General features: G+C 64.2%; 14 protein-coding genes. 7 read left to right on the forward strand and 7 right to left on the reverse strand.

Annotated elements, in window-relative coordinates:
* Both metH and maiA read left to right on the forward strand, forming a co-directional pair.
* Window positions 1-2,918: methionine synthase (metH, locus tag V7E26_RS23170; protein WP_324420626.1), on the forward strand; the 2,918-nt coding region annotated here is incomplete at its 5' end.
* 107 nt (window positions 2,919-3,025) lie between these two features.
* Window positions 3,026-3,685, forward strand: a complete 660-nt coding sequence (gene maiA / locus V7E26_RS23175) for a maleylacetoacetate isomerase (protein WP_324420628.1) — start codon at window positions 3,026-3,028, stop codon at window positions 3,683-3,685.
* 9 nt (window positions 3,686-3,694) lie between these two features.
* Here the strand turns inward: maiA and V7E26_RS23180 are convergent, their stop codons facing one another.
* From V7E26_RS23180 to V7E26_RS23210, 7 genes are all read right to left on the reverse strand, one after another.
* Window positions 3,695-4,324: a glutathione S-transferase family protein gene (locus tag V7E26_RS23180; protein ID WP_324420630.1), complete on the reverse strand. Its 630-nt coding sequence runs from the start codon at window positions 4,322-4,324 to the stop codon at window positions 3,695-3,697.
* 162 nt (window positions 4,325-4,486) lie between these two features.
* Entirely contained in the window at window positions 4,487-5,986 is a 1,500-nt protein-coding gene (glpK, locus tag V7E26_RS23185; protein ID WP_324420632.1) for a glycerol kinase GlpK, read from the reverse strand.
* 115 nt (window positions 5,987-6,101) lie between these two features.
* Window positions 6,102-6,875 carry an SDR family NAD(P)-dependent oxidoreductase gene (locus tag V7E26_RS23190; protein ID WP_324420634.1) on the reverse strand — a complete coding sequence of 258 codons (774 nt, stop codon included), beginning with the start codon at window positions 6,873-6,875 and terminating at the stop codon, window positions 6,102-6,104.
* Between the two features lie 164 nt (window positions 6,876-7,039).
* A complete protein-coding gene (gene pimD / locus V7E26_RS23195; protein ID WP_324420636.1) occupies window positions 7,040-8,182 on the reverse strand; it encodes a pimeloyl-CoA dehydrogenase small subunit in 1,143 nt (380 codons plus the stop codon).
* A gap of 185 nt (window positions 8,183-8,367) precedes the next feature.
* The gene (gene pimC / locus V7E26_RS23200; protein WP_324420638.1) at window positions 8,368-9,558 is read right to left on the reverse strand and encodes a pimeloyl-CoA dehydrogenase large subunit; all 1,191 of its coding nucleotides are present in this window, start codon (window positions 9,556-9,558) and stop codon (window positions 8,368-8,370) included.
* Window positions 9,559-9,589: 31 nt separating this feature from the next.
* Window positions 9,590-11,266: a dicarboxylate--CoA ligase PimA gene (gene pimA / locus V7E26_RS23205; protein ID WP_324420640.1), complete on the reverse strand. Its 1,677-nt coding sequence runs from the start codon at window positions 11,264-11,266 to the stop codon at window positions 9,590-9,592.
* A gap of 77 nt (window positions 11,267-11,343) precedes the next feature.
* Window positions 11,344-13,440 (reverse strand): 3-hydroxyacyl-CoA dehydrogenase NAD-binding domain-containing protein, encoded by a 2,097-nt coding sequence (locus tag V7E26_RS23210; RefSeq protein ID WP_324420643.1) that lies wholly within the window; start codon window positions 13,438-13,440, stop codon window positions 11,344-11,346.
* A gap of 164 nt (window positions 13,441-13,604) precedes the next feature.
* Here V7E26_RS23210 and V7E26_RS23215 point away from each other — a divergent pair, with 164 nt between their 5' ends.
* The 5 genes from V7E26_RS23215 to V7E26_RS23235 all read left to right on the forward strand — a co-directional run.
* Window positions 13,605-14,471: an IclR family transcriptional regulator gene (locus V7E26_RS23215; RefSeq protein ID WP_324420645.1), complete on the forward strand. Its 867-nt coding sequence runs from the start codon at window positions 13,605-13,607 to the stop codon at window positions 14,469-14,471.
* A 69-nt stretch (window positions 14,472-14,540) separates the two neighbouring features.
* Window positions 14,541-15,338 (forward strand): ABC transporter ATP-binding protein, encoded by a 798-nt coding sequence (locus V7E26_RS23220; RefSeq protein WP_324420647.1) that lies wholly within the window; start codon window positions 14,541-14,543, stop codon window positions 15,336-15,338.
* Window positions 15,335-16,048: an ABC transporter ATP-binding protein gene (locus V7E26_RS23225; RefSeq protein ID WP_324420650.1), complete on the forward strand. Its 714-nt coding sequence runs from the start codon at window positions 15,335-15,337 to the stop codon at window positions 16,046-16,048. Before V7E26_RS23220 ends, V7E26_RS23225 begins: the two co-directional genes overlap by 4 nt.
* An 11-nt stretch (window positions 16,049-16,059) precedes the next feature.
* Window positions 16,060-16,938 carry a branched-chain amino acid ABC transporter permease gene (locus V7E26_RS23230; protein WP_324420652.1) on the forward strand — a complete coding sequence of 293 codons (879 nt, stop codon included), beginning with the start codon at window positions 16,060-16,062 and terminating at the stop codon, window positions 16,936-16,938.
* 2 nt (window positions 16,939-16,940) lie between these two features.
* On the forward strand, window positions 16,941-17,695 hold a 755-nt coding region (locus V7E26_RS23235), incomplete at its 3' end, for a branched-chain amino acid ABC transporter permease (protein ID WP_324420654.1).

The following is a 17,695-nucleotide window of genomic DNA, read 5'->3' on the forward strand; positions in this document are numbered from 1 at the left end:
TCGTCGGCGGCTGCTGCGGCACCACGCCGGACCATATCGCCGCGATTGCCGCCGCGGTCGCCCCGCACAAACCGCGCATCGTCCCCACGATCGAGCCGCGGCTGCGGCTGTCGGGCCTCGAGCCGTTCGAGCTCACGCCGGCAATCCCCTTCGTGAACGTCGGCGAGCGCACCAACGTCACCGGCTCGGCGAAATTCCGCAAGCTGATCACCGCGGGCGATTACAGCGCTGCGCTGCAGGTGGCGCGTGACCAGGTCGAGAACGGCGCGCAGATCATCGACATCAACATGGACGAGGGCCTGCTGGATTCGGAAGCCGCGATGGTGACGTTCCTCAACCTCGTCGCCGCCGAGCCCGATATCGCCCGCGTCCCTGTCATGGTCGACTCCTCGAAGTTCAACGTGATCGAGGCCGGCCTGAAATGCGTGCAGGGCAAGCCTGTCGTGAACTCGATCTCGATGAAGGAGGGCGTGGAGAAGTTCATCCACGAGGCCCGGATCGCACGCCGCCACGGCGCGGCTGTCGTGGTGATGGCGTTCGACGAGGTTGGTCAGGCCGATACGTTCGCGCGCAAGACCGAGATCTGCAAGCGCGCCTACGACATTCTGGTCGGCGAGGTCGGTTTTCCCCCTGAGGACATCATCTTCGACCCCAACATCTTCGCGATCGCGACGGGTCTGGAAGAGCACAACAATTACGGCGTCGACTTCATCGAGGCGACGCGCTGGATCCGCCAGAACCTGCCGGATGTCCATATCTCGGGCGGCGTCTCGAACCTGTCGTTCTCGTTCCGCGGCAACGAGCCGGTGCGCGAGGCGATGCATTCGGTGTTCCTGTATCACGCCATCAAGGCCGGCATGGACATGGGCATCGTCAATGCCGGGCAGATGATCGTCTATGACGACATCGATCCCGAATTGCGCCAGGTTTGCGAGGACGTCATCCTCAACCGCGATGCCGGCGCCGCCGAGCGGCTGCTGGCGCTGGCGGAGAAGTTCCGCGGCAAGGAGAAGCAGACCAAGGAGCAGGATCTGGCCTGGCGTGAATGGCCGGTCGAGAAACGTCTGAGCCACGCGCTGGTGCACGGCATTACCGAGTTCATCGAGCAGGATACCGAAGCGGCGCGGCTGACGGTCGAGCGTCCCTTGAACGTGATCGAGGGACCGCTGATGGCCGGCATGAACATCGTCGGCGATCTCTTCGGCGACGGCAAAATGTTCCTGCCGCAGGTGGTGAAATCCGCCCGCGTGATGAAGCAGGCAGTCGCCTATCTGATGCCGTTCATGGAAGAGGAGAAGGCGCGCAACCTCGCCAGCGGCGCAGATGCCGGAGGCCGCAGCGCCGCCGGCAAGATCGTGCTCGCGACCGTAAAGGGAGATGTCCACGACATCGGCAAGAACATCGTCGGCATCGTCCTGCAGTGTAACAATTACGAGGTGATCGACCTCGGGGTCATGGTGCCCGCCAACAAGATCATCGAAACCGCGAAGGCGGAAGGCGCCGATATCATCGGGCTGTCCGGCCTGATCACGCCCTCGCTCGACGAGATGAGCTTTCTCGCCGGCGAGATGGAGCGGCAGGGCATGAAGATGCCGCTATTGATCGGCGGCGCCACCACGAGCCGCGTCCACACCGCGGTCAAGATCGACCCGAACTACAAGGGCGGGCCGGTGGTTCATGTCAACGACGCCAGCCGCGCGGTCGGCGTCGCCTCCTCGCTGCTTTCGCCCGACAAGCGCGACACCTATGCCGCCGATATCCGCGCCGAATACGCCAGGATATCCGCTGCGCATCTGCGCGCGCAGGCCGACAAGAAGCGGCTGAAGCTGGCCGATGCCCGCGCCAATGCGGTCAAGGCCGACTTTGCCAGGACGCCGCCGAAGAAGCCTTCGTTCCTGGGGCTGAAGAGCTTTGAGGCCTATGATCTGGCGGAACTCGCCGAATACATCGACTGGACGCCGTTCTTCCAGACCTGGGAACTGACCGGGCGGTTCCCGGCCATTCTCGACGATCCCAAGATCGGCGAAGTCGCACGCTCGCTTTATGATGATGCGCGCAAGATGCTCGATCGCATCATCAAGGAGAAATGGTTCACGGCGCGCGCGACCGTCGGCTTCTGGCCGGCCAACGCCGAGGGCGACGACATCTCGGTATATGCCGACGATACGCGCACGAGGAAGATCGCCACCTTCCACACGCTGCGCCAGCAACTGGAGAAGCGCGAAGGCCGCTTCAACGCCGCGCTGTCCGACTTCATCGCGCCGAAATCTTCCGGCGTGGCTGACTATATCGGCGGCTTCGTCGTCACCGCGGGAATCGGCGAGGACGCGGTCGCCGACCGCTTCAAGAACGCCAATGACGATTACTCCTCGATCCTGTGCAAGGCGCTGGCCGACCGGCTCGCCGAAGCCTTTGCCGAGCGGATGCACCAGCGCGTGCGCAAGGAATTCTGGGGCTACGCGCCGGATGAGGCGCTCGCTTCCGACCAGTTGATCCTGGAACAATATGCCGGCATTCGCCCGGCACCCGGCTATCCCGCGCAGCCCGACCACACCGAGAAGGCGACGCTGTTCCGCCTGCTTGACGCGGAGAAGACCGCCGGTGTGAAGCTGACCGAGAGCTTTGCGATGTGGCCGGGCTCGTCGGTGTCGGGCCTCTATTTCTCGCATCCCGAAAGCTACTATTTCGGCGTCGGCAAGATCGAGCGCGACCAGGTCGAGGACTACGCCGCGCGCAAGGGCATGAGCGTCGGCGAGATCGAGCGCTGGCTGGCCCCGGTGCTGAACTACATTCCCTCGCAGCAGGCAGCGCCTGCCCCGGCAGCGGAGCCCGTCCCCGCCAACGACGTCACCTCGCACCCGCCCGGCTGCACCTGCGCCGTGCACCTGGCCTGGCGCAAGAAGGCGGTGGGCGGCTGATTTGTCATCACCGGGCTTGACCCGGTGATCCATCTTCACAAGAGTCTCGCGAAGTTGATGGATGCCCGGATCAAGTCCGGGCATGACACGGTGCCCGAGGCTCCCCCATGAAATTCTTCTCGTTCTGGCGATCGCTGGCGAGCTTCCGGGTTCGCATCGCGCTCAATCTGAAAAACGTGCCGGCCGAGGTCGTATTCGTCGACCTCGACGCCAACGCGCACCGCGATCCCGAATACAGGAAGATCAATCCGCAGATGGCGCTGCCGGCGCTGGTGGAGGATGACGGCACCACGCTGTTCCAGTCGCTCGCCATCCTCGAATATCTCGATGAGAAGTATCCCTCCCCGCCGCTGCTGCCCGCCGACCTGAACGGCCGCGCCCGCGTCCGCGCGCTGGCGCTGATGGTCGCCTGCGAGGGCCATCCGCTGCTGACGCCGCGGGTGCGGCGCTATCTCGACCACGAACTGAACCTGCGCGACACCCAGCAGGCGGCGTGGCGGCGGCACTGGACGGTGGAAACGCTGGCGGCGCTGGAGGGACATCTTGCCGGCCACAAGGACACCGGGAAGTTCTGCCATGGCGATACCCCGACGCTGGCCGACATCTGCATGGTCGGCCATGTCACCGTGGCGATCACGCAGCAGATCGATTTGAAGATCTATCCGACGGTAAAGCGCATTTTCGAGACCGCCATGGCGCTGCCGGAGTTTTCGAAAGCCCATCCGCTGGCGCAGCCGGATACGCCGGAGGCGATGCGGACAAAATAGTGCAGGCCGTCAGCCCTTCGGCGGCGCCAGCGGCTGCACGATTTCCTTGAACGGCGGCAGCGCCTCGCAAGCGTCGGAATGCGCCTTCAGCGCGGAATAGCGTGCATCGAACAGCGCGGGATGCGCCTCGCCCACAAAGCGCAGCACGCAGGCGACCGCGATGTCGGCATGGCCGATCTTCCCGCCGGACCAATACGGCGTCTTGACCGCGGCGCGCTCCTTTTCCAGCACCTCCAGCACGCCTGCGATCTGTGTCTTGCAGCGTTCGACCCAGAGTTCGAGCTGCCTGTCCTTGCGCAGCACGCGCTCGTACAACAGGCTGACGCCCTTGTCGCCAAGCCCCATCGCCAGCGCGCAGATGCGCTGCTGCTTCCGGCGCGCCTCGCCGCCGCGCGCGATCATCGCCTTCCCCTCGCCGACGCGATCGTCGAGATAATCCAGGATCATCGCGCTCTCGATCAGCGCCTCGCCGCTATCCAGCACCAGCGTCGGCACCCGGCGCAGCGGATTATGGGCCGCGATCTCATCGGCATCGCCGAAGGTCGACCACGGCCTATGCTCGAAGTCGATGCCATAGAGCCGCATCGCGATCGCAACGCGGCGGACAAAGGGGGAATCGAACTGGCCGATCAGGATCATGTTGTTTTCATCACTCTTCAGGGCGGATGGAGCAGCCAGTGTAGTAGACTGTCATCCCCTGCGAAAGCGGGCCATCCAGTACGCCGCGGCATCTCGGCTCTATCGCAACTTCTCTGGAATACTGGCCCCGCTTTCGCGGGGATGACAATGGAGGAGGACGCGCTACTCCCCCTCGTCGCTCGCCAGCACGCCCTTCACGGCCCTCGCCCATCCCGCAAGCTTCCGCTCGCGCGTCGCCGCGCTCATCGCCGGCTTGAAGCGGCGTTCGAGCCGCCAGTTGTCGGCGAATTTTTCCGGCTCCGGATAAACGCCAGCACTCAGCCCGGCGAGATACGCCGCACCCAGCGCCGTTGTCTCCTGGATCATCGGGCGGTCGACGGGAGCATCCAGCAGGTCGGCGAGGCGCTGCATGGTCCAGTCGGAGGCGGTCATGCCGCCGTCGACGCGGAGCACGTTGGCGGCCTTTTCGCCGGGCCAGTCGGCGCGCATCGCTTCGCGAAGGTCGTAGGTCTGATAACAAACACTTTCCAGCGCGGCATGCGCCAACTCGGCCGGGCCGGTGTTGCGGGTCAGGCCGAACAGCGCGCCGCGCACGCGCGGATTCCAGTAGGGCGCCCCCATGCCGACGAAGGCCGGCACCAGATAGACGCTCTGCATGGAATCGGACTTGTCGGCGAGCGGGCCGGTCTCGGACGCCTGCTTGATGAGCCCGAGCCCGTCGCGCAGCCATTGCACCGCGCTTCCTGCGACGAAGATCGAGCCTTCGAGCGCATAGGTGCGCTTGCCGTCCAGTTGATAGGCGATGGTGGTGAGCAGCTTGTTCTTCGAGGCCACCGGTGTGGCGCCGGTGTTGAGCAGCGCGAAGCAGCCGGTCCCGTAGGTCGACTTGATCATGCCGGGCTCGAAGCAGGCCTGGCCGATGGTCGCGGCCTGCTGGTCGCCGGCGATGCCCGAGATCGCAATCGAGCCGCCGAACAGGTCGGCATCGCTGTCGCCGAATGTGGCGGAGGAATCCTTCACCTCCGGCAGCATCGAGCGCGGCACGCGCAACAGTTTCAGCAGTTCGTCATCCCATTCGCCGGTGTGGATGTTGAACAGCAGCGTGCGCGAGGCGTTGGTCGCGTCGGTAGCATGCACCTTGCCGCCGGTGAGCCGCCACAGCAGATAGCAATCGACGGTGCCGAACATCAGTTCGCCGCGGCCGGCGCGTTCGCGCGCGCCCGGCACGTGATCGAGGATCCAGGCGACCTTGGTGCCGGAGAAATAGGGATCGATGATCAGGCCGGTCTTCGCCGAAATCGCCGGCTCGTGTCCCTCAGCCTTCAGTTTGGCGCAGATGTCCGCGGTGCGGCGGTCCTGCCAGACGATGGCGCGGTGCACGGCCTGCCCGGTGGCGCGGTCCCACACCACGGTGGTCTCGCGCTGGTTGGTAATGCCGATCGCGGCGATGTCCTTGGCCTTCAGCCCGGCCTTGTCCAGCGCCTCGCGGCAGACCTGCAACGTCGAGGTCCAGATGTCCTCCGGCTCGTGCTCGACCCAGCCGGAGGCCGGAAAATGCTGCGGGAATTCCTGCTGCGCGGTGGCGGCGATGGAAATGTCGCCGCGGAACACGATGGCGCGCGAGGACGTGGTGCCCTGATCGATGGCCAGCACAAAGGACATGACGCTGCTTCCCCGGGAGGTCGGTTGGTCGGGGAGAGGCAATCCGATTGGGCGGCGAAGGTCAATATCTCCGTCGTCCCTGCGAAAGCATCGCGAAAGCAGGGACGACAGCGCCTCACGTCGCCGCTGTGGTCACGCCACCGTCGACCACGATGGTCTGGCCGGTCATGAAGGTGGAGGCGTCCGAGGCGAGATAGGCGACGGCGCCGGCGATTTCCTCGGGTTCGCCGATACGGCGCAGCGGCGAGCCTGAGGTGCGGCGCTTGAGGTTGTCAGGGTCTTCCCACAGCGCACGGGCGAAATCCGTCTTGACGAGTCCCGGCGCGACGCAATTGACACGGACGCCCTTCGGGCCCCATTCGCCGGCGAGGCTGCGGCAGAGCGCGAAGTCGGCGGCCTTGGAGATGCCGTAGGCGCCGATCACGGTCGAGCCGCGCAGGCCGCCGATCGAGGAGATGATCACCACCGAGCCGTTGCCGCGCTCGGCCATCTGCGGGATCGCGAGCGCGCAGAGCCAGATGTTGCTCTTGACGTTGGAGCCCATGATCTTGTCGAAGGCCTCGTCCTTGATGTCGAGCAGCGGGCCGTAATAGGGGTTCACCGCGGCGTTGCAGACGAGGATGTCGACCTTGCCGTAATGCCTGGTGGTACCCGAGATCAGCGCCTCGACCTCCTCGCGGCGCGAGATGTTGCAGGGGATGACGTGGGCGTCACCGCCGGCCTTCTTGATGCCCTCCGCAACTTCCTGGCAGGCGTCCGTCTTGCGGCTGGAGATCACGACCTTGGCGCCGAGCTTGGCGAGCAGTTCTGCGGACGAACGGCCGATGCCGCGGCTGGAGCCGGTGATGACGGCGACTTTGCCGGTGAGATCGAACGGGGTGTTCTTCACTGGGTGTGCTCCCTCTTTGTCTTGTTCGTTTGCATTCTCTATCCGTCATGGCGGGGCTTGTCCTGGCCATCCACGACTTCCTTTCCGGCAAAGACGTGGATGCCCGGGACAAGCCCGGGCATGACGATCTTTGTACGGTTACAGTGCGACCTACAGCGAAGACGCTACACCAGCCCGCCCGCGTCGGTGACGCGGCGCAGGTGGTAGTCGGTGTCGCCAAAGGTGTTCTCGATCATGGTCAGCCGCTTGAAGTAGTGGCCGATCTTGGCTTCCTGGGTCATGCCGATGCCGCCGTGAAGCTGGATCGACTGCTGGCCGATGAACTTGCCTGATTTGCCGATCTGCACCTTGGCCGCGGCGACCGCGGTGGCGCGCTCCCTGGCGCTGTCGAAATCGGCCGCCATGGTCGCGAACATCGACATGCTGCGGGCCTGCTCCAGCGCCACGAACATGTCGGCGGCGCGATGCTGCAGGGTCTGGAAGCTGCCTATCGGCACGCCGAACTGCTTGCGGGTCTTGAGATACTCGACGGTGGTCTTCAGCGATTCATCCATCGCGCCGACGGCTTCAGCGCACATCGCGGTGCGGGCTTCGTCGACCACGCGCTCGACCAGCGGCAGGCCGTTCTCGGGATCGCCGATCACGGCATCGCTGCCTACCTCGACGCCGGTGAAGGTGATGTCGGCGGCGTGCAGGCCGTCCTGGGTCGGATAGCCCTTGCGGGTGACGCCCTTGGCATTTCCCGGCACGATGAACACGCCGATGCCGGTCTTGTCATGCCGGCCACCCTTGGTCCGCGCGGTGACGATCAGCGTGTCGGCATTCTCGCCGTTCAGCACGACGAATTTCTCGCCGTCGATCACGTAAGCCCCGCCCTTCTTCTTGGCCGTGGTCGAGACATCGGCGAGGTCATAGCGCGAGTTCTTCTCGAGCTGCGCAAAGGCAAAGCTCTTGCTGCCGTCGATGATGCCGGGAATGTGCGCGGCCTTCTGCTCGGCGGAGGCGCCGTGGCGCAGGAAGCCGCCGCCGATCACGACGGTGGCGAGATAGGGCTCCAGCACCAGCGCCTTGCCGAGCGCTTCCATCACGATCATGGTCTCGACCGCGCCGGCGCCGATGCCGCCATCTGCCTCGGCGAACGGCAGGCCCAGCAGGCCCTGCTCGGCCAGCTTGTTCCAGACGGCCTTGCTCCAGCCGCCCTTCTCCTTCTGGTACTTCTTGCGCGCTTCGAAATCGTAGGAATCCGTCAACAGGCCGTCGATGCTTTCCTTGAGAAGCCGCTGCTCCTCGGTCAAATCAAAATCCATGTTCTTTTCCCTGACTACACGTCGTCACTAGAATTATCTGTGGCTGGCTTCTCAACCTCGCCCCGCTTGCGGAGAGGTCGGCGCGCAGCGCCGGGTGAGGGGGTACGGTCTCTCGGCTATCGTTGCTCGGAGAGAGGCCCCTCACCCCTACCCTCTCCCCGCGAAGGGCGGGGAGAGGGAGAGGATCAAAGCCCCAGCACCGCCTTGGTGATGATGTTGCGCTGGATCTCGTTGGAGCCGCCGTAGATCGAGACCTTGCGGTTGTTGAAGTAGCTCGGGGCGATCTGGGCGGTCCAGTCCATCGTCTCGTTGGAGCCGTCGTCGCCATGCACGTCGTAGGGCGCGGCAAACGGGCCGATCACTTCCATCAAAAGTTCGGTCGTGGTCTGCTGGATTTCCGAGCCCTTGATCTTCAAGACCGACGATGCCGGATTGGGCTTGCCCTTGCCGTGCTTGCCTTCATCGGCGACGACGCGAAGCTGCGTCAGTTCGAGCGCCTTCAGCTCGATCTCGCAGGCCGCGAGCTTCTCGCGGAAACCCTGGTCCTCGATCACAGGCCTGCCGTTCTGTTCGACCTTGGAGGCGAGATCCTTGATGCGGCGCAGCCGCTCCTTGGAGACGCCGACGCGGGCGATGCCGGTACGCTCGTTGCCGAGCAGGAATTTTGCGTAGTCCCAGCCCTTGTTCTCCTCGCCGATCAAATTCTCGACCGGCACCTCGACGTCGTCGAAGAACACTTCGTTGACCTCATGGCCGCCATCGATGGTCTCGATCGGACGCACGGTGACGCCCTTCGACTTCATGCTGAAGACGATGAAGGAGATGCCCATCTGCTTCTTGGCATTGGTGTCGGTGCGGCAGAGGCAGAAGATCATGTCGGCGTGCTGGGCGAGCGTGGTCCAGGTCTTCTGGCCGTTGATGATGTACTTGTCACCCTTGCGCTCGGCCTTGGTCTTGAGCGAGGCGAGGTCCGATCCCGAGCCGGGCTCCGAGAAGCCCTGGCACCACCAGTCTTCGACACTGGCGATGCGCGGCAGATACTGCTTCTTCTGCGCCTCGTTGCCGAAGGTGTAGATGACAGGGCCGACCATGCTGACGCCGAAGGCGAGCGGCGCCGGCGCCGGATGCATCTGCAGCTCTTCGTTGAAGATGTAGTGCTGCACCGAGGTCCAGCCGGTGCCGCCATATTCCTTCGGCCAGTGCGAGACGCCCCAACCCTTCTTGTTCAGGATACGCCACCAGGCGACCATCTCGTCCTTGGAGAGGTGACGGCCCTCGACCATCTTGCGCCGCGTCTCCGGCGGCACGTTGTCGCGGAAGAAGGCCCTTACTTCTTCACGAAACGCGATTTCTTCCTTGCTGAAAGCGAGATCCATCGGATCCTCCTGTGAGCGAATGAATTGCGGTCTAAGCGACGTCTTTTTTGGTGTTGGCGGTGCGTGAAGGCTGTTGCTGGATACGAAGCTCGTGGCGCGACAATTTTCCGACCGGCGTGCGCGGCAGCTCATCGACGAAATCGACCGCGGCCGGAAGCTCGTGCTTGCCGAGCTTGCCGGTGAGGAAGGCACGCAGCTCATCCAGCGTGAACGGCTTCATGCCGTCGCGCAGCTTGATGAAGGCTTTCGCCGCCTCGCCGCGGTAATCGTCCGGGATGCCGATCACGAGCACTTCCTGCACGGCTGGATGGGTATAGATCGCCTGCTCGATCATCTGCGGATAGACGTTGAAGCCACCGGAGATGATCATGTCTTTCTTGCGGTCGACCAGGTAGAAATAGCCGTCGGCGTCGACGTAGCCGATGTCGCCGGTGAGAAAGCGGTCGCCGACGAAGGCCTCCGCGGTCTCCTTCGGCCTGTTCCAGTAGCCCTTGGTGACGTTCGGGCCGCGAATGCGGATCTCGCCGGTTTCGCCCGTTGGCATCACCCTGGTCGGGTCTTCCAGCGACACCACGTCCATCTCGATGCCGGGCAGCATCAGGCCGATCGAGCCGGGCTTGTCGGGCCCTTCTTTCGGATGCGCGGTGCCGGGCGAGCAGGTCTCGGTCATGCCCCAACCGCTCTTCAGCTTCATGCCGACCCGCTGCTCGAGGATCCGCGCGACCTCGATCGGTAGCGGCGCGCCGCCCGAGCCGACGCTGACCAGCGAGGACAGATCGCGCTTGTCGAGATCGGGCAACGCCGCGATCGCGATCCACATCGTCGGCACGCCGGGAAACGCCGTTGCGCGCTTGACCTCGATGTCGCGCATCACGGCCGCGACGTCGAAGCGCTGGTGCAGCGAGATCAGATTGCCGCGCCGGATCGACGACAGCAGCACCACCGTCAGCGCGTAGATGTGGAACAGCGGCAGCACGCAGATCACACGCTCGATCGCGTTGCGCTCGGCGCGCGATGGCTTGCCCCAGACGTCGTAGATCGAGACCGCCGAGGTCAGATTGCCGTGGCTGAGCATGGCGCCTTTCGGCAGGCCGGTGGTACCGCCGGTATATTGCAGCAAGGCGACGTCATCAGCGGTGAGCGCAGGCCATTGCTGCGGCTTCGTCGCGCCGTCGGCGAATTGCCGGTAGGTGATGATCCTTGAATCATCAGGCAGCGCCGTCTGCGGCGTGCCCACCTTGCCCCAATGATCGTCCTCGCAGACGATCAGGCGATCGAGCAGGCCCTTGTCGAGAAATTTCAGCGCGGTCGGCAGCAGCGCCGAAAGATTGCTGGTGGCCAGCACCCGCGCGCCGGAATCGGAGAGCTTGTGGGAGAGCGCGATCTCGCCGTCGAGCGGCGACAGATGCACGATGCGCGCGCCGGCCTTCAGCGCACCGAAGAAATTGACCGGATGATCAGGCGAATTGCCGAGAAACAGCGCGACCGAATGATCCTTGCCGTAGCCGGCACGCAGGAACGCACTGGCGGCCGCCTCGACCAGCGCTTCGAGTTCGCCGTAGCTGATCGGCCGGTCCCGGAATTCGAGCGCCGGGCGCGAGCCGAACTCAGCGGCGGCCGCCGACAGCAGGTCCGGCAGCGTGCCACGCGCGATCGTGTCGTCCCAGCGGACGCCTTGCGGATAGAACTGTTCGCCGAGATGGGTCATGCGTGTCTAGCGACAAGAAAGGTCGTCATTCCGGGATGACCTTGAGGCCGGACCCGGAATGACGGGGTGGATCGACATCAGGCCGCCTTCGACTGCGCCGCGAGCGAGGCAAACGTCTTGCCTTCCGCGGCTAGACGCTGGAGCAGCGGCGCCGGTTCGAGCGAGGGATCGTTGGTCTCCCTGGCGTAGTGGGACAGGCGGTCCGCGATCTGCTTCAGGCCCACCGTATCGGCCCAGAACATCGGGCCGCCGCGATAGATCGGCCAGCCGTAGCCATAGAGCCAGATCACGTCGATATCGCTCGGACGCGCCGCGATGCCCTCCTCGAGAATGCGCGCCCCCTCGTTGATCATCGGGTACATCATGCGCTCGAGAATTTCCTCGTCGCTGACGGCGCGGCGCTTCTTGCCGAGCTTGTGCAGGGTCTCCTCGATCAGCTTCTCGACATCAGGATCGGGCAGCGGCGAGCGCGAGCCACCTTCATACTTGTAGTAGCCCTTGGCGGTCTTCTGGCCGAAGCGGCCAGCTTCACACAGCGCGTCGGCGATTTCCGACTTGATGCCGCGGTCCTTGCGCGAGCGCCAGCCGATGTCGAGGCCGGCGAGATCGCTCATCGCGAACGGGCCCATCGGCATGCCGAACTTGGTGACGACGGCGTCGACCTGCTGCGGCAGCGCGCCTTCGAACAACAGCTTTTCCGACTGCTTGCCGCGCTGGGCCAGCATGCGGTTGCCGACGAAGCCGTCGCAGACGCCGACCACGGCCGGCACCTTGGCGATCTTGCGCGAGATCGCCACCGCCGTGGTGAGCGCATCCGGCGCGGTCTTGTCGGCGCGGACGATCTCGCACAGCTTCATGACGTTGGCGGGCGAGAAGAAGTGCATGCCGAGCACATCCTGCGGACGCTTGGTCTCCTTCGCGATCTCGTCGATGTTCAGGTACGAGGTGTTGGAGGCGAGCACGGCGCCCGGCTTGGCAAACTGGTCGAGCTTGCCGAACACTTCCTTCTTGATCGCCATCGTCTCGAACACGGCCTCGATCACCAGGTCAGCGTCCTTGACGTTCTCGAGACCCACCTTGCCGTCGATCAGCGCCATGCGCTTGGCGGGCGCATCCGCCGGAATGCCGCCGCGTGCGGCGGTGGCTTCCCAGTTCTTCTGCATGATGCCCATGCCGCGCTTGAGCTGTTCCTCGCTGGTCTCGATCAGCGTGACCGGGATACCGGCATTGGCAAACGACATCGCAATGCCGCCACCCATGGTACCGGCGCCGATCACGGCGACGCGGTCGACCTTGCGCGACCTGGTTCCATCAGGAACGCCGGCGATCTTCGAGGCCTCGCGCTCGGCGAAGAAGGCGTAGCGCTGCGCCTTGGACTGGTCGCTGGAAACCAGCTTGAGGAAACCTTCGCGCTCCTTCTTCAGGCCTTCATCGAACGGCAGCTCGATCGCGGCGCGCACGGCGTCGGCCGCGGCGAACGGCGCTTCCAGGCCCCTCGCCTTCTTGGTCATCGCAGCGACCGCGTTGGTAAAGATCGAGATGTCGGCCTTGGCCGCCGCCAGCTTGGAATCGTCATCGCGCAGCTTGCGCAGCGGGCGCTTCTCGGCCACCACCTTGCGGGCGAAGGCTTCGCCGCCCGAGGCCGGACCTTCGACGATCTCCTCGATCAGGCCGTTCTTGAGCGCCTCCGCCGCACTGATCGGATCGCCGCCGACGATCATCTTGACGGCGAGTTCGGGGCCGACCGCGCGCGGCAACCGCTGGGTACCGCCGGCGCCGGGCAGAAGTCCGAGTTTCACTTCAGGCAGGCCGAGCCTGGCTTCCTTCACCGCCACGCGATAGTGGCATGCCAGAGCGACTTCGAGGCCGCCGCCCAGCGCGGTGCCGTGAATGGCGGCGATGATCGGCTTCGGCGACTTTTCCATGAGGTCGAGCACCTCGGCGAGACCCGGAGGCTTCGGCGGCTTGCCGAATTCGGTGATGTCGGCGCCGGCGATGAAGGTGCGACCGCCGCAGGTCAGAACGATCGCCTTCACTTCGGCGTCGGCGATCGCGCTCTTCATGCATTCGAAGATGCCGCCGCGCACCGCCGCACTCAGCGCGTTGACCGGAGGACTGTCGACCGTGACGATGGCGATGTTGTCATGACGCTCGAGTTTTACCACTTCGCTCACGGCACTCTCCCTTGATCGCTTGTTCTTGGATGCCACCCAATTTGTGTTGAGTGGCTACGGCTATTCTACTAATTTCGCACTGCGAAATTTAATTCCACATCTTGACACGGAGGGTTATTTTGAAGCACGTCCCTTGTCAACGAGCTCATCGGCAGTAGCGGGTAATGAAACGTCCAGGGAAGAAAGTGGCGACTGATCGCAGCTTCGTCGTCGCGCTCTCCCGCGGACTTGATGTGTTACGCGCATTTCATCCCAACGACGGGCTTCTCGGCAATCAAGAACTCGCCGCCCGCACCAATTTGCCGAAGCCAACCATTTCCCGGCTGACCTACACTCTTACCAAGCTGGGCTATCTTACACCCGTTCCGCGTTTCGAGAAGTATCAGCTCGCACCATCTGCCATGGCGCTGGGTTATGCCGCTCTTGCCAATCTCGGCGTTCGGCATTTGTCCGAACCCTACCGTGAAGAAGTGATGCGCGAGACCGGCGGCGCCGTCGCTGTCGGCGGGCGCGACCGTCACAGCATGATCTATTTCGGCCAGAGCCGTAACGGACTGACGCTCGGCGTACAACTCGATGTCGGTTCACGCGTACCGATTGCAACTTCGGCGATGGGACGGGCTTATATCTGGTCGCTGCCCGACGACGAACGCGCCGCCTTGTTGCGCGAACTGCGCGACCATTACGGCAGCCGCTGGCCGCGGATGCGCGACGGCATCGAACGCTCGGGCGAAACGGTGGCGAAGTACGGTTTCGCGATTTCGGCAGGCGAATGGCAGAACGACGTGCATGCGGTCGGCGTCGCGCTGAAGCTGAATGACGGAACCGGTCCCTATGCGTTCAACTGCGGCGCGCCCGCATTCCGCTTTACGGAAGAACGCCTGTTGACCGACATTGGACCTCGCCTGGTCACGATGGTAAGGAAAATCGAGGCAGCGCTGGGCGGCGCAGCACCTCAATCAAAAAAAACAGACAGCAAGAAGTCGAAAGCAGGAGGAAGAGTTGCACGTTTGGCCGAGGGGATCGAGTAGCCTTCACCATGACCGGCAATATATTTCGCACGGTCATTCCCGCTCCGTGATCAGGGCGGGTAGGACGCAATGACGCAGGCACAGCTCGCGCAGGGGAACGCACCCCTGCTCGCGGTTCGCGACGTCAGCGTCGTGTTCGGCGGCATCATCGCGCTGAATGGCGTTTCCTTTGACATGCACAAGGGGCAGATCCTTGGCCTGATCGGGCCGAACGGCGCCGGCAAGACGACGCTGTTCAACTGCCTCTCCCGGCTCTACCAGCCGTCTTCCGGCGACATCCTGATGGAAGGCGCCAGCATCCTGACCCGCCCGGCGCACAAGATCGCCGAGATCGGCATCGGCCGCACCTTCCAGAACGTCGCGCTATTCCCCAATCTGTCGGTGCTCGACAATGTCCGCGTCGGCTGCCATGCGCGCACCTCGAGCGACATCATCTCGGACTCGCTGAAGCTCGCCTGGGTCCGCCGCAGCGAGGCCGCCGTCAACAAGAAGGTCCACGAGATCCTCGCCTATCTCGGTCTCGAGGAGGTTGGTCACACCATCGTGTCGGGCTTGCCGTTCGGCACCCAGAAGCGCGTCGAACTGGCCCGCGCGCTCGCCGCCGATCCGAAGATCCTGCTGCTCGATGAGCCCGCCGGCGGCCTCAACCACGAGGAAGTCTACGTGCTCGGCGATCTCATCAAAAAGCTTCGTGATGAACGCCATCTCACCGTGCTGCTGGTCGAGCATCACATGGGTCTCGTAATGTCGATCGCCGACCACGTCGTCGCGCTCAACTTCGGCCGCAAGCTCGCCGAGGGAACACCGGCCCAGGTCCAGGCCGACCCTGACGTCATCAAGGCCTATCTGGGGAGCAAGGACCAATGACCTCGATGCTCAACGTCAAGGATCTGCGCGCCTATTACGGGCAGGTGCAGGCACTCCATGGTCTCTCCTTCTCGCTCAACGAGGGATCGCTGACCACACTGCTCGGCGCCAACGGCGCCGGCAAGACCACCACCTTGCGGGCGATCTGCAATATGGTGCGCTCCACCGGCGCGATCGAGTTCGAGGGCAAGCCGATCGGCACCCGCTCGACCGAGAACGTCGTCCGTCTCGGCATCGCCCATGTGCCGCAGGGCCGCGGCACCTTCACCACCATGACGGTGGAGGAGAATCTGCAGCTCGGGGCCATCACCCGCACCGACAAGAAGAACATCGTCGCCGATATCGAGCGCATGTATGAGCACTTTCCGGTGCTCAAGGAGCGGCACACCCAGCAGGCCGGCACGCTGTCGGGCGGCGAGCAGCAGATGCTCGCGGTCGCCCGCGCGCTGATGCTGCGGCCTCGCCTGATGCTGCTGGACGAGCCGTCCTTCGGCCTCGCGCCGCTGATCGTGCGCGATCTGTTCAAGATCCTCGGCAAGATCAACCGCGAGGACAAGGTCACCATCCTGGTGGTCGAGCAGAACGCGCAACTGGCGCTGGAACTCGCCGACCAGGCCTATGTGATCGAAACCGGACGGATCGTGATGTCGGGCAACGCCAAGGACATCGCGAACAACGAAGACGTCCGCAAATCCTATCTCGGCTACTGAGGAGCAGGACAATGGAACTGTTTATCAACCAGGTCCTGGCCGGCATCGCCACGGGCGCGATCTACGCCTGCATGGCGCTCGCCGTGGTGATGATCTACCAGGCGATCGACCATCTGAATTTCGCCCAGGGCGAAATGGCGATGTTCTCGACCTTCATCTCGTGGCAGTTGATGCAGTGGGGCATTCCCTACTGGTGGGCCTTCCTGGCCACGCTGATCATCTCCTTTGCCGGCGGCATCCTGATCGAGCGGCTGCTGTTCAAGCCGCTTGCGAAAGCGCCGATCCTGACCAACGTCGCCGGCTTCATCGCGTTGTTTGCGATCGTCAACTCGGTGGCGGGCCTGATCTGGGACTTCACCATCAAGCAGTATCCGTCGCCGTTCGGCTCCTCCCCCTTCCTGGGCAGCCAGCTGATCTCGACGCACCAGGCCGGCATGATCGGCGTCACCATCCTGCTTCTGATCGCACTTTACATCTTCTTCCAGTTCACCCGGATCGGACTTGCGATGCGGGCGGCGGCTTCGCTGCCTGAATCGGCGCGCCTGGTCGGCATCAACACCTCCTGGATGATCGCGCTCGGCTGGGGCATGGCCTCCGCGATCGGCGCCATCGCCGGCATCCTGATCGCCCCGGTGGTGTTCCTGGAACCAAACATGATGGGCGGCGTCCTGATCTATGGCTTTGCCGCGGCCGTGCTCGGCGGCCTGAGCTCGCCGCTCGGCGCCGTGGTCGGCGGCTTCCTTGTCGGCATCTTTGAAAATCTTGCCGGGACCTACATTCCCGGCGTCGGTAACGAACTGAAACTGCCGATCGCGCTTGCGCTGATCATCACCGTCCTGGTCGTCAAACCGGCAGGCCTCCTGGGTCGGCCCATCGTGAAGCGAGTTTGATCATGAGCGCTGCTGAGGAAGTCGTCACTGAAGCATCGGCCGTCGAGGCCGTTCCGAAGCGGGCCATGACGCTCGGGCTGGGCACCTCGCTCGTCGTGCTGGCCGCGCTCATCATCGCGCCGCTGCTGGTCAAGAACTTCATCATCTTCCAGATGACGATGCTCCTGATCTACGGGCTCGCGGTTCTCGCGCTCAACATCCTGACCGGCGGAAGCGGCCAGTTTTCGCTTGGGCAGAGCGCGTTCTACGCGGTCGGCGCCTATACGTCGGCGATCCTGATGGAACACGTCGGCATGAACTACGCGCTGACGCTGCCGATTGCGGGCCTGATCTGCTTTGCTTTCGGATTCATCTTCGGCCAGCCGGCGCTGCGGCTCTCCGGCGTGTACCTTGCGCTGGCGACGTTCGCGCTCGCCGTCGCCATGCCACAGCTCCTGAAGCTCGGCTTCTTCGAGCACTGGACCGGCGGCGTGCAGGGTCTTGTCGTGACCAAGCCCGATGCGCCGTTCGGCCTGCCAATGTCGCAGGACATGTGGCTGTATTATTTCACGCTCGCGATCACGATCGGCATCTACATCGCTTCCGTCAACCTGCTGCGGTCGCGCTCGGGCCGCGCCTTCATGGCGATCCGCGACAACGAGATCGCCGCCTCCGCCATGGGCGTCGACGTCGCGCTCTACAAGACGCTGGCGTTCGGTGTCTCGGCGGCCGTCACCGGCGTGGCCGGCGGCCTCGGCGCCATCGCGGTGCAGTTCGT

Origin of the sequence: Bradyrhizobium sp., from assembly GCF_036735945.1 — a bacterium.
GTDB lineage: Bacteria > Pseudomonadota > Alphaproteobacteria > Rhizobiales > Xanthobacteraceae > Bradyrhizobium.